13 protein-coding genes, 1 tRNA gene and 1 pseudogene are annotated in these 14,607 nt (G+C 69.1%); 7 read left to right on the forward strand and 8 right to left on the reverse strand.

Annotated features, from left to right (window positions below):
* Window positions 1-4: 4 nt before the first annotated feature.
* Window positions 5-343, reverse strand: a pseudogene (locus ABZT14_RS12430) (helix-turn-helix domain-containing protein); the annotation flags it as partial.
* A 74-nt stretch (window positions 344-417) separates the two neighbouring features.
* Between ABZT14_RS12430 and ABZT14_RS12435 the strand changes: the two are divergent.
* The 3 genes from ABZT14_RS12435 to ABZT14_RS12445 all read left to right on the forward strand — a co-directional run bounded on the left by ABZT14_RS12435 (window position 418) and on the right by ABZT14_RS12445 (window position 4,803).
* Complete coding sequence (locus ABZT14_RS12435) at window positions 418-1,107, forward strand: NAD(P)-binding domain-containing protein (protein WP_356300284.1); 690 nt, start codon at window positions 418-420, stop codon at window positions 1,105-1,107.
* A gap of 247 nt (window positions 1,108-1,354) precedes the next feature.
* Window positions 1,355-3,640 carry a (Fe-S)-binding protein gene (locus ABZT14_RS12440; RefSeq protein ID WP_356300287.1) on the forward strand — a complete coding sequence of 762 codons (2,286 nt, stop codon included), beginning with the start codon at window positions 1,355-1,357 and terminating at the stop codon, window positions 3,638-3,640.
* 266 nt (window positions 3,641-3,906) lie between these two features.
* On the forward strand, window positions 3,907-4,803 hold the full coding sequence (locus ABZT14_RS12445; protein ID WP_356300290.1) for a Yip1 family protein: 897 nt from the start codon (window positions 3,907-3,909) through the stop codon (window positions 4,801-4,803).
* A gap of 193 nt (window positions 4,804-4,996) precedes the next feature.
* Here the strand turns inward: ABZT14_RS12445 and ABZT14_RS12450 are convergent, their stop codons facing one another.
* From ABZT14_RS12450 to ABZT14_RS12465, 4 genes are read right to left on the reverse strand one after another with little or no spacing between them, the layout of a single operon-like run.
* Window positions 4,997-5,617 (reverse strand): response regulator transcription factor, encoded by a 621-nt coding sequence (locus tag ABZT14_RS12450; RefSeq protein WP_356300293.1) that lies wholly within the window; start codon window positions 5,615-5,617, stop codon window positions 4,997-4,999.
* Complete coding sequence (locus ABZT14_RS12455) at window positions 5,614-6,864, reverse strand: histidine kinase (protein WP_356300296.1); 1,251 nt, start codon at window positions 6,862-6,864, stop codon at window positions 5,614-5,616. Before ABZT14_RS12455 ends, ABZT14_RS12450 begins: the two co-directional genes overlap by 4 nt.
* A 26-nt stretch (window positions 6,865-6,890) precedes the next feature.
* The gene (locus ABZT14_RS12460; protein WP_356300299.1) at window positions 6,891-7,661 is read right to left on the reverse strand and encodes an ABC transporter permease; all 771 of its coding nucleotides are present in this window, start codon (window positions 7,659-7,661) and stop codon (window positions 6,891-6,893) included.
* Window positions 7,661-8,614 (reverse strand): ABC transporter ATP-binding protein, encoded by a 954-nt coding sequence (locus ABZT14_RS12465; RefSeq protein WP_356300301.1) that lies wholly within the window; start codon window positions 8,612-8,614, stop codon window positions 7,661-7,663. The genes ABZT14_RS12460 and ABZT14_RS12465 overlap by 1 nt, the downstream gene beginning before the upstream one ends.
* Before the next feature lie 583 nt (window positions 8,615-9,197).
* On the opposite strand from ABZT14_RS12465, the gene ABZT14_RS12470 reads away from it, so the two are divergent.
* Window positions 9,198-9,923: a dienelactone hydrolase family protein gene (locus ABZT14_RS12470; protein WP_356300304.1), complete on the forward strand. Its 726-nt coding sequence runs from the start codon at window positions 9,198-9,200 to the stop codon at window positions 9,921-9,923.
* Window positions 9,924-9,995: 72 nt separating this feature from the next.
* Here the strand turns inward: ABZT14_RS12470 and ABZT14_RS12475 are convergent, their stop codons facing one another.
* From ABZT14_RS12475 to ABZT14_RS12485, 3 genes are read right to left on the reverse strand one after another with little or no spacing between them, the layout of a single operon-like run.
* Window positions 9,996-10,493 carry a phosphoribosyltransferase gene (locus tag ABZT14_RS12475; protein ID WP_356300307.1) on the reverse strand — a complete coding sequence of 166 codons (498 nt, stop codon included), beginning with the start codon at window positions 10,491-10,493 and terminating at the stop codon, window positions 9,996-9,998.
* Window positions 10,494-10,513: 20 nt separating this feature from the next.
* Complete coding sequence (dcd, locus tag ABZT14_RS12480; RefSeq protein WP_356300310.1) at window positions 10,514-11,089, reverse strand: dCTP deaminase; 576 nt, start codon at window positions 11,087-11,089, stop codon at window positions 10,514-10,516.
* Between the two features lie 24 nt (window positions 11,090-11,113).
* A complete protein-coding gene (locus ABZT14_RS12485) occupies window positions 11,114-11,290 on the reverse strand; it encodes a hypothetical protein (protein ID WP_356300313.1) in 177 nt (58 codons plus the stop codon).
* A 336-nt stretch (window positions 11,291-11,626) separates the two neighbouring features.
* On the opposite strand from ABZT14_RS12485, the gene ABZT14_RS12490 reads away from it, so the two are divergent.
* The 3 genes from ABZT14_RS12490 to ABZT14_RS12500 all read left to right on the forward strand — a co-directional run bounded on the left by ABZT14_RS12490 (window position 11,627) and on the right by ABZT14_RS12500 (window position 14,523).
* Window positions 11,627-11,700, forward strand: a tRNA-Gly gene (locus tag ABZT14_RS12490).
* A gap of 1,212 nt (window positions 11,701-12,912) precedes the next feature.
* Window positions 12,913-13,572: a Crp/Fnr family transcriptional regulator gene (locus ABZT14_RS12495; protein WP_356300315.1), complete on the forward strand. Its 660-nt coding sequence runs from the start codon at window positions 12,913-12,915 to the stop codon at window positions 13,570-13,572.
* A 105-nt stretch (window positions 13,573-13,677) separates the two neighbouring features.
* A complete protein-coding gene (locus ABZT14_RS12500; RefSeq protein ID WP_356300318.1) occupies window positions 13,678-14,523 on the forward strand; it encodes a hypothetical protein in 846 nt (281 codons plus the stop codon).
* Window positions 14,524-14,607 lie beyond the last annotated feature (84 nt).

Genomic DNA, 14,607 nt, shown 5'->3' on the forward strand with positions numbered 1-14,607 from the left:
ACGCCGCCTCCTGGGCGGCCATCACCTCGTCGCCGTGCTCGAAGCCCCACTTGCCGAAGGTGTCGATGGCCGGCAGCAGGGTCCGGCCCAGGTCGGTGAGTTCGTACTCGACCCGGGGCGGGGAACCGGGGTGCGCCCGCCGCTCGACGAGGCCGTTGAACTGGAGCCTGCGCAGGGTCTCGGTCAGGACCTTGGAGCTGATGCCCCCGATCCTCTCCCGCAGTTCCACCGGGCGCCGGGGGCCCTCGCGCAGCGCCCAGAGCACGACGGCGTTCCAGGTGTGGGAGAGCAGGTCGAAGGCGAGGCGGGCGCGGCAGTCGGCGAGGAAGGCGTCAGGCGTCACGTACCGAATGGTGCCCGAGCCACTTCCTAGCGTGGGGGTGAACGGGTCAACAGGCCGCGAAGAGGGAGTCAGTGATGAGGATCGGCGTACTGGGAACGGGCAACATGGCCGACGCGCTCGCCACCCACTGGGTGCGCGCCGGGCACGAGGTGGCCGTCGGGGGGCGGGACGCGCACCGGGCGGAGCGGCTGGCGGCACGTCTCGGTGGCGGGGCGCGTGCCGTGGGGTTGCGGGAGGCGGCCGGGTTCGGGCGGGACGCGGTGTTGGCGGCGCTGCCCTTCGGTGCCGGGGCCGAGGTGGTACGTGACCTCCGCCCGGCCCTGGAGGGCAGGGTGCTGGTCGACTGCTCCAACCCGGTGGGGCCGGGCTTCCGGCTGCTGACGGAGGGCGGTCCCTCCGCCGCGCGGCTGTTGGCCGAGGCGGCGCCGGGGGCCCACGTGGTCAAGGCCTTCAACCTCTGCCACGAGGACGTGTGGCGGATGCGGCCCCCGGTCTTCGACGGGCGCCCCCTGGCCGTTCCGGTCTGCGGGGACGACGGGACCGCCCTGGCGCGGGTGCGGGAACTGGTGCGGGACGTGGGCTGTGAACCGGTGGCCGGTGGTGGCCTGGAGCGTGCGGGGCTGCTGGAGGCGACGGCGGCGCTGTTCATCTCCCTGTGGGTCGGTGAGGGGGCTGACGCCCAGGCGATCGCGCCTCCGTTGGCGTACGCGGCCGGGCCGGCGGACGGGGAGGGCGGGGGGAGCCAGGCGGGTAAGGGGGACTAGAGCGGGGGTGAACTCCCGGGGGCGGCGGGTGGGTTGGGCGCGTGGTCCCGGCGGGGGAGGGGTTTCGGGACCCCTGAAGGGGGTGGTCCAGGTCGCGACACAGATCACGGGTCACCGGCTACAGCGCCACTGAGATAGTGGGTACCCTCTAACCGGCGAGATAAGTTACTGCTTAGTAAGGTTTGCCTTACCAGGACTGCCCTCTCGCCGCCGTCACCACGCCCTCCGCAGGCCCGAGGAGCCTCGTATGCAACTCGCCGCGATCATCGTCACGCTGGTCCTGTCCGCGGTCGGTCTCGCGCTGTTCGGTCGAGCCGTGGCGCAGATCTACCGCTTCGTCAGGCTGGGCCAACCCCTGCCGGCGGGCAACCGCACCGGCCACCCCAAGGAGCGCACCGCCACCCTGATCAAGGAGTTCCTGGGGCACACCCGGATGAACCGCTGGGGTGTGGTCGGCGTCGCCCACTGGTTCGTGGCGATCGGCTTCCTCACCCTGCCCCCCACCCTGGCCACCGCCTACGGCCAGCTGTTCCAGGCCGACTGGACCCTCCCGCTCATCGGCGGCTTCCCGCCGTACGAGATGTACATCGAGTTCATCGGCGCCATGACCGTCCTGGGCATCGCCGCGCTGATCGTGATCCGGCTGCTCAACCTGCCCTCCCGGGCCGGCCGCAAGTCCCGGTTCGCCGGCTCCACCGCCTGGCAGGCGTACTTCGTGGAGTACGTGATCCTCACCATCGGGATCTGCATCCTGGTGCTCAGGGGACTGGAGGGGGCCCTCCACCACGTCGACCACTACGAGGTCGACTACTTCCTGTCGTACCCGCTGGTCACCGCCTTCGACGGACTGTCCGTCGGCGCGCTGCAGAACCTGGTCTACCTCTTCGCCGCGATCAAGATCAGCGTCTCCCTGATCTGGATGATCACGGTCTCGCTCAACACCGACATGAGCGTGGCCTGGCACCGCTTCCTCGCCTTCCCCAACATCTGGTTCAAGCGGGAGGCCGACGGCTCCAGCGCCCTCGGCGCCCTCCAGCCGATGGTCTCCAAGGGCAAGCCGATCGACTTCGAGGACCCCGGCGAGGACGACCAGTTCGGGGTCTCCCAGGTCGAGCACTTCTCCTGGAAGGGCATCCTCGACTTCTCCACCTGCACCGAGTGCGGACGCTGCCAGTCCCAGTGCCCCGCCTGGAACACCGGCAAGCCGCTGTCCCCCAAGCTGCTGATCATGTCCCTGCGGGACAACGCCCACGCCAAGGCCCCCTACCTGCTGGCCGGTGGCGGCAAGGACATGGAGGGCGAGGAACGCGCCACCGAGGAGCAGCTGCGGAACGTACCCCGCTCCGCCCTGGACGAGGCCGAACGCCCCCTGATCGGCACCCACGAGGAGAACGGGGTCATCGACCCCGACGTGCTGTGGTCCTGCACCACCTGCGGTGCCTGCGTGGAACAGTGCCCGGTCGACATCGAGCACATCGACCACATCGTCGACATGCGCCGCTACCAGGTGATGATCGAGTCCAGCTTCCCCTCCGAGGCCGGCACGATGCTGAAGAACCTGGAGAAGAAGGGCAACCCCTGGGGCCTGGCCAAGAAGCAGCGCCTGGAGTGGACCAAGGAGCTGGAGCGCGAGATCGGCTTCGAGGTGCCCGTCGTCGGCAAGACGATCGAGGACCTCACCGAGGTCGACTACCTCTACTGGGTCGGCTGCGCCGGCGCCCTGGAGGACCGGGCCAAGAAGACCACCAAGGCCTTCGCCGAACTGCTGCACATCGCCGGGGTCTCCTTCGCCATCATGGGCGGCGACGAGAAGTGCACCGGCGACTCGGCCCGACGGCTGGGCAACGAGTTCCTGTTCCAGCAGCTCGGCCAGGAGAACGTCAGCACCCTCAACATGGCCTTCGGCGAGGACGAGGACGAGGGCGTGACGGTCGAGAAGTCCCGCAAGCGGATCGTCACCACCTGCCCGCACTGCTTCAACACCATCGCCAACGAGTACCCCCAGCTCGGCGGGGACTACGAGGTCATCCACCACACCCAGCTGCTCCAACACCTGGTGGACGAGGGGAAGCTGGTGCCGGTCACCCCCGTCGAGGGGCTGATCACCTACCACGACCCCTGCTACCTCGGCCGCCACAACAAGGTCTACACACCACCGCGCGAGATCATCGCCAAGGTGCCGGGCCTGCGGAACGAGGAGATGCACCGACACAAGGACCGGGGCTTCTGCTGCGGCGCCGGCGGCGCCCGCATGTGGATGGAGGAGCGCATCGGCAAGCGCGTCAACAACGAGCGGGTGGACGAGGCCCTCGCCCTCAACCCCGACATCGTCTCCACCGCCTGCCCCTTCTGCCTGGTGATGCTCACCGACTCGGTGAACGGCAAGAAGAACGACGGCAAGGCCCGGGAGGAGTTGCAGGTGGTCGACGTGGCCCAGCTGCTGCTGGACTCGGTGCGTACCCCGGCCGACCCCGAGGAGGGGGACGGCGCCGCCGAGGACGAGCCGGCCCCCGCGCCGGAGTCGGTGAAGTAGCCGCCCACCACGACGCCCAGGACCGGGGGCCACGGGAACTCCTCCCGTGGCCCCCGGTCCGTCGTACGACGGTCACGCCCACCCCCGTACGGACCTGTCGGTCGCCCGAACGGCGCCCCGGGGCGAAACCGGGTGCCAGCTCCACCGGCGGGGTGTCCCCAGCACCACCGGGGCCCCCTAGGGGATGTCACGACTGGACGGCAAAGACCCCGAGATTCTCCCGCCGCCGGCTCCCAGTGGCCACGGAAGAGGGTACGTTCGATGACGTGGCTGGATTCAGGATCGGACGCGGCCGGCAACCGCAGAACGCACAGCAGGGTCAGCAGCCCCCGCCCGGGGCGCCCTACCCGGCACCACCGGGTCAGGGCCCGCCCCCGCACGCGTACGGGCAGCGGCCCCCGCACGTCGAACCCACCCGGCCGGACTGGCCGGCGGCTCCGGGGAGCCAGGACGGCCCGGAGTACCTCGCCCCACCGAACTACGGCGACCCGCACGGCGGGGACTGGGCCAACAGCCCGGGACACACCCAGAGCTTCACGGTGGGAGAGGCCCCGGACCAGGGGTACGGGCCGGGCGACTACGGGCCCGCCCAGCAGTACGGCAACGGCGGGTACCCGGTCGGGCCCAGGATGCACTGGAAGGACCTGCTGCGGGGCATCATCCTCCGCCCCAGCCCCACCTTCTGGCAGATGCGCGACCACGCGGTCTGGGGCCCGGCGCTCATCGTCACCTTCCTCTACGGGCTGCTGGCCCTCTTCGGCCTGCACAACGCCCGTGAGGAGGCCATCCACGCCACCCTCACCACCGCCATCCCCTATGTGCTGTCCACCGGGATCGCGGTACTCCTCGCCGGTCTGATGCTCGGCGCGGTCACCCACACCATGGCCCGGCAGTTCGGGGGCGACGGCCTGTGGCAGCCCACCGTGGGACTGTCCATGCTGATCATGTCCCTCACCGACGCCCCCCGGTTGCTGTTCGCCATCTTCCTGGGCGGCGACGACTCCTTCGTCCGCCTGCTGGGCTGGGTGACCTGGCTCGGTGCCGGCGTGCTGTTCACCATGATGGTCAGCCGCTCCCACGACCTGCCCTGGACCAAGGCGCTGGGCGCCTCCTCCATCCAACTGGTCGCCCTGCTCGGCCTGATCAAGCTGGGCACCATCTGACCGTCCGCCCTCCCGCCGCCGTGCCGGTACGGCCCTCCACGGGCCTCCGCACGGCGGCGGACGGCTGTCCGCACCCCGTACGCACGGGGATACCGGGGGCGCCGCTGGGCAACGGCCCGGCGCACCGGGGGTACGGGCGCCACCCCACCCGCGACCTCCGGGGCCACACCAGGCCCCTGCCGAACGCCCCGCCCTACAGCCAGCCCCGCTCGCGGGCGATCCGGGCGGCGGTGTGACGGTTCTCCGCACCCAGCTTGTTGGCCGCCGCGGAGAGGTAGTTGCGGACCGTGCCCGGGGCCAGCGAGGCCCGCTGGGCGATGTCCGCGATCGAGGCACCGTCCGCCGCCAGGTCCAGCAGCTCCGCCTCCCGGGAGGTCAGCGGGGAGTCCCCGGCACTGATGGCGTCGGCCGCCAACTCCGGGTCCACGTAACGGTTTCCGGCGTGGACGTCACGGATGATCTCGGCCAGCCGCTGTGCCGAGACCGTCTTGGGCAGGAACCCCCGCACCCCCGCCGCCAAGGCCTGCTTGAGGTTCCCCGGCCGCCCGTGACCGGTGACGATCATGGTGGTGCAGCCGGGCAGCTCACCCCGCAGGGCCTGGGCCACCTCCACCCCGTCCGCCCCCGGCATGTTGAGGTCCAGCACCGCCACGTCCGGGCGGTGCGCCCGCGCCATGGCCAGCGCCTCCGGCCCCGAGGCGGCCTCCGCCACGATCTCCAGGTCGTCCTCCAGGGCCAGCAGGGCCGCCACCGCCCCCCGGATCAGATGCTCGTCGTCCGCCAACAGCACCCGCAGCAACCGCTGTTCGGTCACGTACCCACCACCTTCGGCTCGCCGCCACCATCCTCCCCGTACGGCACCTCGGCGGTCAGCCGGAAGGTACCGTCACCACCCCGCTCGGTCCGCAGGGTGCCGTTCAGCCGGGCCAGCCGCTCCCGCAGCCCCTTCAGCCCCGAGCCGTCGCCCCGCCCGGTGCCGTTCACCGGGGAGCCGTTGTTGGCCACCACCAGCACCGCCCGCTCCCCGTCCTGACGGAGACGGATCGCGCAGTTCGCCGCCTCCGAGTGCCGCAGCACGTTGGTGGTGCCCTCCCGCACCACCCACCCCAGGGCGGTCTGTACCGGGTGCGGGAGCCGGTCCACCCCCGAGGTGGCGATCTCGCAGTCGATGCCCGCCGACTCCAACACCCCACGGGCGCCCGCGAGTTCGGTGTCGAGCCCGGTCTCCCGGTACCCCCGTACCACCTCGCGCACCTCCCGCTGGGAGTCCCGCGCCAACCGCTGCACCTCCACCATCTGGTCCCGCGCCGACCGCTGACCGGCCTCCCCCCGCTGCGCCAGCTGTACCGCCAGCTCGCTCTTGAGGGCGATCACCGACAGGTTGCGGCCCAGCACGTCGTGCAGGTCACGGGAGAAGCGCAGCCGCTCCTCGGCCACCGCCAGCCGGGTCTGGGTCTCCCTGGCCCGGTACAGCTCCCACACCACCGCCACCAGCCAGGTGGAGAACCGGGCGGTGAACGCCGCGAACAGGGCGAACCACAGCGCCGCGAACCCCATGGCCAGCGGGGTACGGCCGGGAAGGCCGGCCACCCAGGAGCCGAGCCCGACCAGCAGCCCGACGGCCACCACCACCCGGGGCTGGTGACGGTTGGCGAGGTTGGCGGTCACCGGGACCACGGCGAAGATCAGGGGGCCCACGGCGGTGGCGAAGATGACCCGCTGGGACAGCTGCCCGGTCGCGCACAGCGCCAGCGACCCGGCGAACAGCCCACACGCCAACGCCCAGCAGACCACGAACTCGGCGGTGGGCCGGCCCCGCCGCTCCATGGCCCAGTCCAGGGCCCGCACGCTGGCCAACGCCGAGGTGGCCGCGTGCGCGGCCACCAGGGCGAACAGGCCCAGTCGTACGGCGGTGGGGGTGTCCGCCCACCGAAGGGCCGACACCCCCACCCACAGCAGCTCGGCGAGGGCGAAGAACAGGAAGCTGTAGCGGGTGTATATCTCGATCCGGTCCGGGGTGTTCCGGTCGGTCCACCAGCCGGTCAGCCACTTCGGCGCCATCGCCGCTCCCCGTTCCGCCCTCGACCTCACTGGCGCGGTTCCCAGCGGAACCACCTGTTCACCGCGTACCCGGCGGCCACGGCCCAGGCCAGGCTAACGCCCAGCGCCCGCAGCACCTCCGTACCGTCCATGCCCCCCTGGAGGCCGGCCTGGAGCAGCTCCACGGACGGGGTCAGCGGCATCAGCCGGCAGATCTGGCCCATGGTGTCCGGCAGGGCGTCCAGCGGGGTGAGCATCCCCGAGGTCATCATGGTCACGATCAGTACCGGCATCACGGTCACCTGCGCGCTCTCGGTCGTCTTGGTCACGATGGTGGTGGCGGCGGACGCCAGCACGATGAGGAGCAGCCCCAGCACCACCCCGGCCACCAGCAGGTCCGGCCGGGCCGGCGCGGACACGTCCAGATACCCCACGCCCACCAGCAACAGCAGCGTGATCTGGGCCAGCGCCAGGGTCGCCACCGGCAGGGCCGTACTCGCCAGGATCTGCGCGTCCGACGCCTCACCGGTACGCAGCCGCTTGAGCACCAGCTCCTCGCGGCGGGTGACGTAGGAGGCGACCAGGGTGGTGTAGACGGTCATGGTCAGGATCAGCCCGAAACCGGCTGTGACCAGCATCTCTCCCACACTGAACCCGGCCTCGTCGAGCGAGGACATCCCGTCGAACAGCCGCTTGGCGCTCAGCACCAGCACCGGCGGCAGCAGCAGCGCGGTGACCATCGCCGAACGGTTGCGCAGCAGCAGCGTCAGCTCCGCCCTGCCCAGCGCCGACATCCGTCCCAGAGCCGTGGTGGTCATCAGTGGGCCTCCCCTACGGTCAGCGGTTCCCGGCCGTTCACCGAGCCCGCGATGTCCAGGAACGCCTCCTCCAACGAGGCGGTCCGCGCGTCCAGTTGGGCCAGCGGCACGTTCTGCGCCCGGGCCCAGTCGAGCAGTTCGGTCAGGGTGTGCTGGAGGTTCTCGGTCCTGATCTCCACCGTGCTGCCCTCGCCACCGGCACCCAGGGAGGCCGGCAACCGCCAGCGCTCCACCCCGGGCGGCAGCGTGCAGCGGATGCGGGACGGACGTTCCCGGGTCACCTCGTCGGTGGTGCCGGAGGTGACGATCCGGCCGGCGTGCATGATGGCCAGCCGGTCCGCCAACTGCTCGGCCTCCTCCAGGTAGTGGGTGGTCAGCAGCACCGTGGTGCCCCGCTCGCGCAGGTGCCCCACCAACCGCTGGGTCGCGTGCCGGGCCTCGGCGTCCATGCCGGTCGTCGGTTCGTCCAGGAACAGCACCTCGGGTCGGCCCAGCACCGCGAGGGCCAGGTCCAGCCGGCGCCGCTCACCCCCCGACAGCTGCTTGACCCGGACCTTCTCCCGCCGGGTCAGGCCCACGAACTCCAGGGCCTCGCCCAGGGGCATGGGGTCGGAGGTGCAGCCGCTCCACATCCGGGCGGTCTCCTGGACGGTCAGCTCCGAGGGGAAACCGCCCTCCTGGAGCATCACCCCGATCCGGGGCCGCACCCGGTTCCGCTCCCGGTACGGGTCGTGGCCCAGCACCCGTACGGTGCCGTCGGTGGGCCGGTCCAGGCCCTCCAGCAGCTCCACGGTGGAGGTCTTGCCGGCGCCGTTGGTGCCCAGCAGGGCGAACAGTTCGCCCCGGCGCACCGCCAGGTCCAACCCCCGTACGGCCTCGAAACCGTCCTTGCCGCGCGAGCCGTAACGTCGCCTCAGCCCGTGTGTCTCGATCACCAGCTCGTCTGTGTCCATGCCTCAAGGCTTCCGTCCGTGGAGCGGCTGAGGCAGTGCGCGCTGTCATCGGTCGGCGTGACAAATGTCAGTCCGGGCGGTGACAGACCGCACCCCGACCCGGTGGGTACGCGAGCCGGGAAGCGGCACGGGTGGCTACCTCGTCGGCTGCGCGGGCAACGTCAGGAGGGCGTCAACCGCCCCTGTGCGTCGGGCGGTTGAGGGCGTCCGTTCCCCGGAGGGCGCCGGCGGAGGTGCTGTCCCGCATCGCGGTCCTCGCGGCTCTCGCGGGTCTCCGTGGGCGGGGCGCTGGCCGGTGAAGGTGGGGCCCCGGCAGGTGTTCGGGACCTGGTCGGGCACCGCGTACGTGGTCCCCGTACGGGTCACGCCGGCCGGCGCGCGGTGGTACGCCCCCGGGGAGCGCGCCTGGCCGCGCCACCGCGTGACGCCCGTACCGGGTGGCGGGGGCCGGGGGACTGGCATCCCCGGTCCGTCGCGGCCGGCGAGCGGCAACACGGGGCCGGGCTCGGGGCGGTCGCGGTCTGCCACGGGCGTACCCGAGGCCCTGTCCACGAGCCCCCGGGCCGGACTAGCGTCCCGTCCCATGACGACGATCACCACGCGCACGGTCGAGTACCCGGCCGACGGCCTGACGATGATCGGGCACCTCGCGCTCCCGGCCGGTACCGACCGCCGGCCCGCGGTGCTGCTCGGCCCGGAGGGCACCGGGCTCAGCGACGTCGAGCGCCGTCGGGCCGACGCCCTCGCCGAACTGGGGTACGTGGCGCTCGCCTTCGACATCCACGGCGGGCGCTACCTGGACGACCCGGAGGAGATGCTGGCCCGTTGCCTGCCGCTGCTGGACGACCCCGACCGGATGCGGGACATCGGCCACGCGGCGCTCGACGTGCTGCGCGCCGAACCGCGCGTCGACCCCGACCGGATCGCCGCCGTCGGCTACGGCACCGGTGGCGCGATCGCGCTGGAACTCGGGCGCGACGGGGTCAACCTGCGCGCGATCGGGACCGTCAACGGACTGACCACCGGCCGCCCGGGCGAGGCGGCGCGCATCCGCTGCCCGGTGTGGGCCGGGGTCGGGTCCCAGGATCCGATCATGGCGCCCGCGCAACGGGACGCGTTCACGGCCGAGATGCGGGACGCGGATGTCGACTGGCGCCTGGTGGTCTACGGCGGCGCCGTGCACGCCTTCCACCACCCGCCGGTCGACCACCCCGTGGTCCCCGGCGTCGGCTACCACCCCCACCACGCGCGGCGCGCCTGGCACGACGTCGTCGGCCTGCTCGCCGAGTGCCTGCCCCTGACGGAGTGACCGGACCCGTCCGAACGTGGGCCTGCGCCGACCAGCGCCTGCCCCGGGGCGACGGCCCCGCCCTGCCCCGGCTCAGGCTTCGGGTACCTGGCCCTCGCGCCGTACCACCGGCGGTTCACAGGACCAGGGGAAGTTGATCCACTTCGTGGTGCGGCGCCACACGTACTCGCACTTCACCAGGGACCCGGGCTTCTCGTAGATCACCGCCGACCGCACCTCGGCCGCGTGCCCCTCGCAGAAGTCGTACACCAGCCGCAGGGTCCGCCCGGTGTCCGCCACGTCGTCCGCGACCAGCACCTTCTTCTGGGAGAAGTCCACCGCGTTGGGCAACGGCGGCAGCATCATAGGGACTTCGAGGGTCCTGCCCACGCCCTCGTAGAACTCCACGTTGGTCACGTAGAGGTTCTTCACGTCCAGCGCGTACCCCAGCCCACCGGCAACGAACAGCCCGCCCCGGGCGATGGACAGGATGATGTCCGGCTCGTACCCGTCCTCCGCGACCGACCGCGCCAACTCCCGTACGGCCTGCCCGAAGAGGGGGTAGCTCAGTTCCTCCCGCTCGTCACCCATTCCGTGTCCCTCCCGACGGCTCAGACCCGTGTGCGGTGGAAGTCCTTGTACGAGCGGGAGGGCGTCGGCCCGCGCTGCCCCTGGTAGCGCGAACCGTAACGGGAGGAGCCGTAGGGGAACTCCGCGGCCGAGGTCAGCCGGAACATGCACAGCTGACCGATCTTCATCCCCGGCCACAACTTCATCGGCAGGGTCGCCACGTTGGACAGCTCCAGGGTCACGTGACCGCTGAACCCGGGGTCGATGAAACCCGCCGTGGAGTGCGTCAGCAGACCCAGTCGCCCCAGCGAGGACTTGCCCTCCAGCCGGGAGGCGAGGTCGTCCGGCAGTCCGATCACCTCGTAGGTCGAGGCCAGCACGAACTCCCCGGGGTGCAGGATGAACGGCTCGTCCCCCTGCGGTTCGATCAACCGCGTCAGGTCCGGCTGTTCCACGGCGGGGTCGATGTGCGGGTAACGGTGGTTCTCGAAGACCCGGAAGTAACGGTCCAGGCGTACGTCGATGCTGGACGGCTGCACCATCGCCGGGTCGTACGGCTCGATGGTCACCCGCCCGGAGTCGATCTCGGCCCGGATGTCCTTGTCTGACAGAAGCACGAGCCGAGACTACCCGCCCCGGACCTACCGCTCCCGACGTGCCTCGGGCATCGAAACCGGCACCGCGTTCCTCAGCCGGGCGCAGCGCGGACAGCGCAGCAACCGCCCGGGCCCGATCCGGGCCTCGTCCAGCTGCGGCATCGGAAAAACCGAGGTGCGGAACTCGTGGCCCTCGCTACAACGCACCACCGTGGACTGCATCGCTTCCCTCTCCCAGACGTCCGCTTCCCCTCGTGCCTCGGACCCCCGCGAGGAGGTCGGGACGAAGGCTGACGAGCGTCACGGTAGGGGATGAAGGGGGCGCTCACCCAGGCGCCGCTCCGACACCCACCGTACGCCCCAACTCCCTTGCCCCGGCGCCCCGGTGACTCCCGCCCCGACGCCCTGGCGGCCCCACCACCCACACCCCGGGGGCGGCCTCCCGGAGCAGCGCGAAGGCCCCCACCCTCCCGGGGTGGGGGCCTGCCGAACCGGCCTGCGGGACACTTCCCGGATGCGGTACAGTGTCCGCACCGAGATCGCCTCCGGCGAAATCTCGCGGGCGTAGTTTAATGGTAGAACATGAGCTTCCCAAGCTTATAGCGCGGGTTCGATTCCCGTCGCCCGCTCCATAGTCCACCCCCAGGTTGAAAGACCTGGGGGTGGATTTTTTGTGGGCACTTTGAATTTCTTACCCTAGAAGGCCCGCCAGTTCACCTCTCCACTTGTCCGGGACGGTAAGGGGCCAGCCAATAAGGTCATGCGCTATGTGCAGTGGCTTATGTTGCAGCAACGTACGTCGAGGACGAGGTGGCTGTGCATGTCGCGGGCTGAATGATATCCATTGTTAAGTCGCGACCCTGAACGAGGAAGCCTGAGAGTCTGCTGGTCACCTACGAGGAAAAATCTCTCACATCTCAGAGGCTCTTCCAGTCCCTTTCCTTGCATGCGAGGAGATGGGTGGACTTGATCATAAAATTGATCCGGCGCGTCGATTAGCAATGTTGAATGGGAATGCCCGCCCACATTTTCAACCACGTGTGAATTAGGGAGGTCGCGCCTGGAAGCATTGGTACATAGTTTCTGTGAATCCTTCCTCATTCCCCCTGCTGATCCCGATGGTCCATACAGTGCGGTGCCAGCTATGGGGTGGGTGACAATCATGTGCGCTGCGCCAGGTTCATGTGACACACGAGAAGCAGAAGAACTAAACACGTTGTGCGTGAGCTGTATTGCCTGAGGCGTGCCTGGTGAAGGGCAGCCGCAGCAGGCTCCCGTGGGCATGGTAAGTGCGTCGTGATCTGTCTAAGACATCGGGAGGTTCGCGTGGACGGGCAGCGTGTGACTACGGCCGTGGCTTACGGGGCGCGTGCGGATGAAGCGTTCGCTGAGATTCAGCGAGCCGATACGAAGGCCACTGCGCTGTGTGGAGTGGCCGGGGGACTGTTGACGCTCAGCGTGACGGTCTTGGTGCAGGCGGAAGGCGCCTCAGGCTTTCTTGTGTACGGGCTGGCTGCAGTCTGTGTACTGCTAGCGAGTGCGATTATCGCCGCGCTGGGAGCTCTACGTCCGGCGTTGCCACGAGCTGGTCTACCGGCAGCACTTGCCGAGGAGGCGGGATGCCCGCAAGTTGAGGGAGGGGCACTCACGTTGGCTCGTTCCACATCGGATGCGAGGCGTTTGCGAGTCCTGGCTGCTTTGGCTGGGCGGAAGTTTCGGGCTGTGCGGCTTGCAGTGGACCTGGTGCGGATTGCACTTGTGATGGCTGGTTTTGCCCTGTTGATGGATTACTTAACTTCTTAGGACGCTTTGTACTGACAAGCATTCCAGCTGCTGGAGGTGTGATGTATCAACCGCATGCGCAGGCATTGGGCGACGAACTGTGGAGCCAGCTGAAGGAGCTGGCACCGCTGCGGACGCGGCCAGCTAGGAGCATTCTGTTGCGGGAGGGGGATTCTGGTACGCACGTGATACTGCTGGCTTGGGGCTCTGCCGTCATCACGCGAACGGCACGTAATGGCGAGCGCATGCTCCTGGCTGTCCGTGGCGCGGGCGAACTGCTGGGCGAGTTGGCTGTGCTGGACTCACAACCGCGGACCGCTTCCGTGTTGGCCGCCGAGAAGTGTGGGGTTCACGTCATTCCGGCTGTTGACTTCCTCAAGTTCGTGGAGAGCCATGACCTCCTCTCTCTCTTGCTGCAGCATGCGATCGCCCGAGTCCGAGAGGGAGACGCGGTCAGGGTTGAGCTCGCCACGTCACCGGTTCCGGTTCGGCTGGCTTCGGCCCTAGAACGGTTGTGCAAGGCCGCCACAATGTCTGCCTCCTTCGTGACCGTGCGGCTGACCCAGACTGAGCTCTCACAGCTTATTGGCGCCTCGCGCAACGCGGTCGGTGCGGCCCTCAAGCCGTGGCGGGAGCGAGGGTGGATCGAGACCACTTCGGGCGGTGGACTGAGCATTCGCAACATCAGTGCCATTCAGTCACACGCTGGGATGACGCTGTGACGTAGAGCACACTGTCGGTGCCCAACGATGGGCACCGACAGCGGTACCAACTGGCCAGCATGTGTCTCTCGCTGACTTCGGTACTAGCGAAAGGCTCGGATCACCATGGAGTGGAACGACTCCCCTTGTGTCACCGACGTGCCGCCAGAACAGGCATTGCTCGTCATCGACATGCAGGGATACAGCAAGATCCCTGAATCGAAGATGGTTGCAGCTCGTTCGAATGTGGACGACATCCTGGACTGCGCACTGGCCCATGCCGGGTTGAAGCTGCCACGCGAGGACGACGGTGCATACATGGACACCGGGGACGGGGTGATCCTGGCGTTCGCCCCTCATGTTTTGGCCCGATTGATCGACCCCTTGCTAGGTGAGTTGAACGTGGGGTTGATGCGCCACGAACGACACCGGATTTCGGGTGCACCCTTGGTAAGGCTGCGGGCGAGCGTGCATGTAGGGCCGCTGTCGCTGCCGGACAGGCGAGGCGATGCCATCAATGAGGCATGCCGACTAGTCAGTTGCCAGGCTGTCTATCGGGGTCTGGCAGCGGCGGCCGAGGGGCACGGCCATCTAGCGGCTGTCATTTCGGAGACCGTTTACCGGCGCGCGGTCGCCGCTGGCCGCACTCCTCATCTTGGTGCGCAACATTTTCTCCCCACAGAAGCTCGAGTTGAAGGCAAGCCAGACTTCGCAGAACCCTGCAGGATCCATGTCCCAGGTCTAACGGCATTGGGCCTGCGTCCGTATATCTCTGACGATGATGTGCGGCCCAGGGAAAGCAGCGACCGGACTGAATTCCTTCCTGATTTCCCACTGTCTGCTCAGAAATCTGACGTCAGCGGGCAGGGGGCGGGAAAAGATGCCGTGACATTTAAGTTTCTCAGTGAATTGCATCAACCAACTATCGTGGGAGAAATCAAGAGGTTGCGTATCGACCAACGTAAGGGGTGAATCACCATAGGTCTGGTAGCCCCGGAGCTATGTGACGTGGGTGTTACAGGCAGCAGCTTTTGGGTTGCGACCCGCTAATGCGTC

Origin of the sequence: Streptomyces sp. NPDC005438 (assembly GCF_040606315.1) — a bacterium.
GTDB lineage: Bacteria > Actinomycetota > Actinomycetes > Streptomycetales > Streptomycetaceae > Streptomyces.

Bases quoted from the DNA above. Each gene is read 5' to 3' on its own strand.
- ABZT14_RS12435 (WP_356300284.1), top strand. From the start codon at position 418: ATGAGGATCGGCGTACTGGGAACGGGCAACATGGCCGACGCGCTCGCC.
- ABZT14_RS12440 (WP_356300287.1), top strand. From the start codon at position 1,355: ATGCAACTCGCCGCGATCATCGTCACGCTGGTCCTGTCCGCGGTCGGT.
- ABZT14_RS12455 (WP_356300296.1), bottom strand. From the start codon at position 6,864: ATGGCGCCGAAGTGGCTGACCGGCTGGTGGACCGACCGGAACACCCCG.
- ABZT14_RS12460 (WP_356300299.1), bottom strand. From the start codon at position 7,661: ATGACCACCACGGCTCTGGGACGGATGTCGGCGCTGGGCAGGGCGGAG.
- ABZT14_RS12465 (WP_356300301.1), bottom strand. From the start codon at position 8,614: ATGGACACAGACGAGCTGGTGATCGAGACACACGGGCTGAGGCGACGT.
- ABZT14_RS12470 (WP_356300304.1), top strand. From the start codon at position 9,198: ATGACGACGATCACCACGCGCACGGTCGAGTACCCGGCCGACGGCCTG.
- ABZT14_RS12475 (WP_356300307.1), bottom strand. From the start codon at position 10,493: ATGGGTGACGAGCGGGAGGAACTGAGCTACCCCCTCTTCGGGCAGGCC.
- ABZT14_RS12485 (WP_356300313.1), bottom strand. From the start codon at position 11,290: ATGCAGTCCACGGTGGTGCGTTGTAGCGAGGGCCACGAGTTCCGCACC.
- ABZT14_RS12495 (WP_356300315.1), top strand. From the start codon at position 12,913: ATGTATCAACCGCATGCGCAGGCATTGGGCGACGAACTGTGGAGCCAG.
- ABZT14_RS12500 (WP_356300318.1), top strand. From the start codon at position 13,678: ATGGAGTGGAACGACTCCCCTTGTGTCACCGACGTGCCGCCAGAACAG.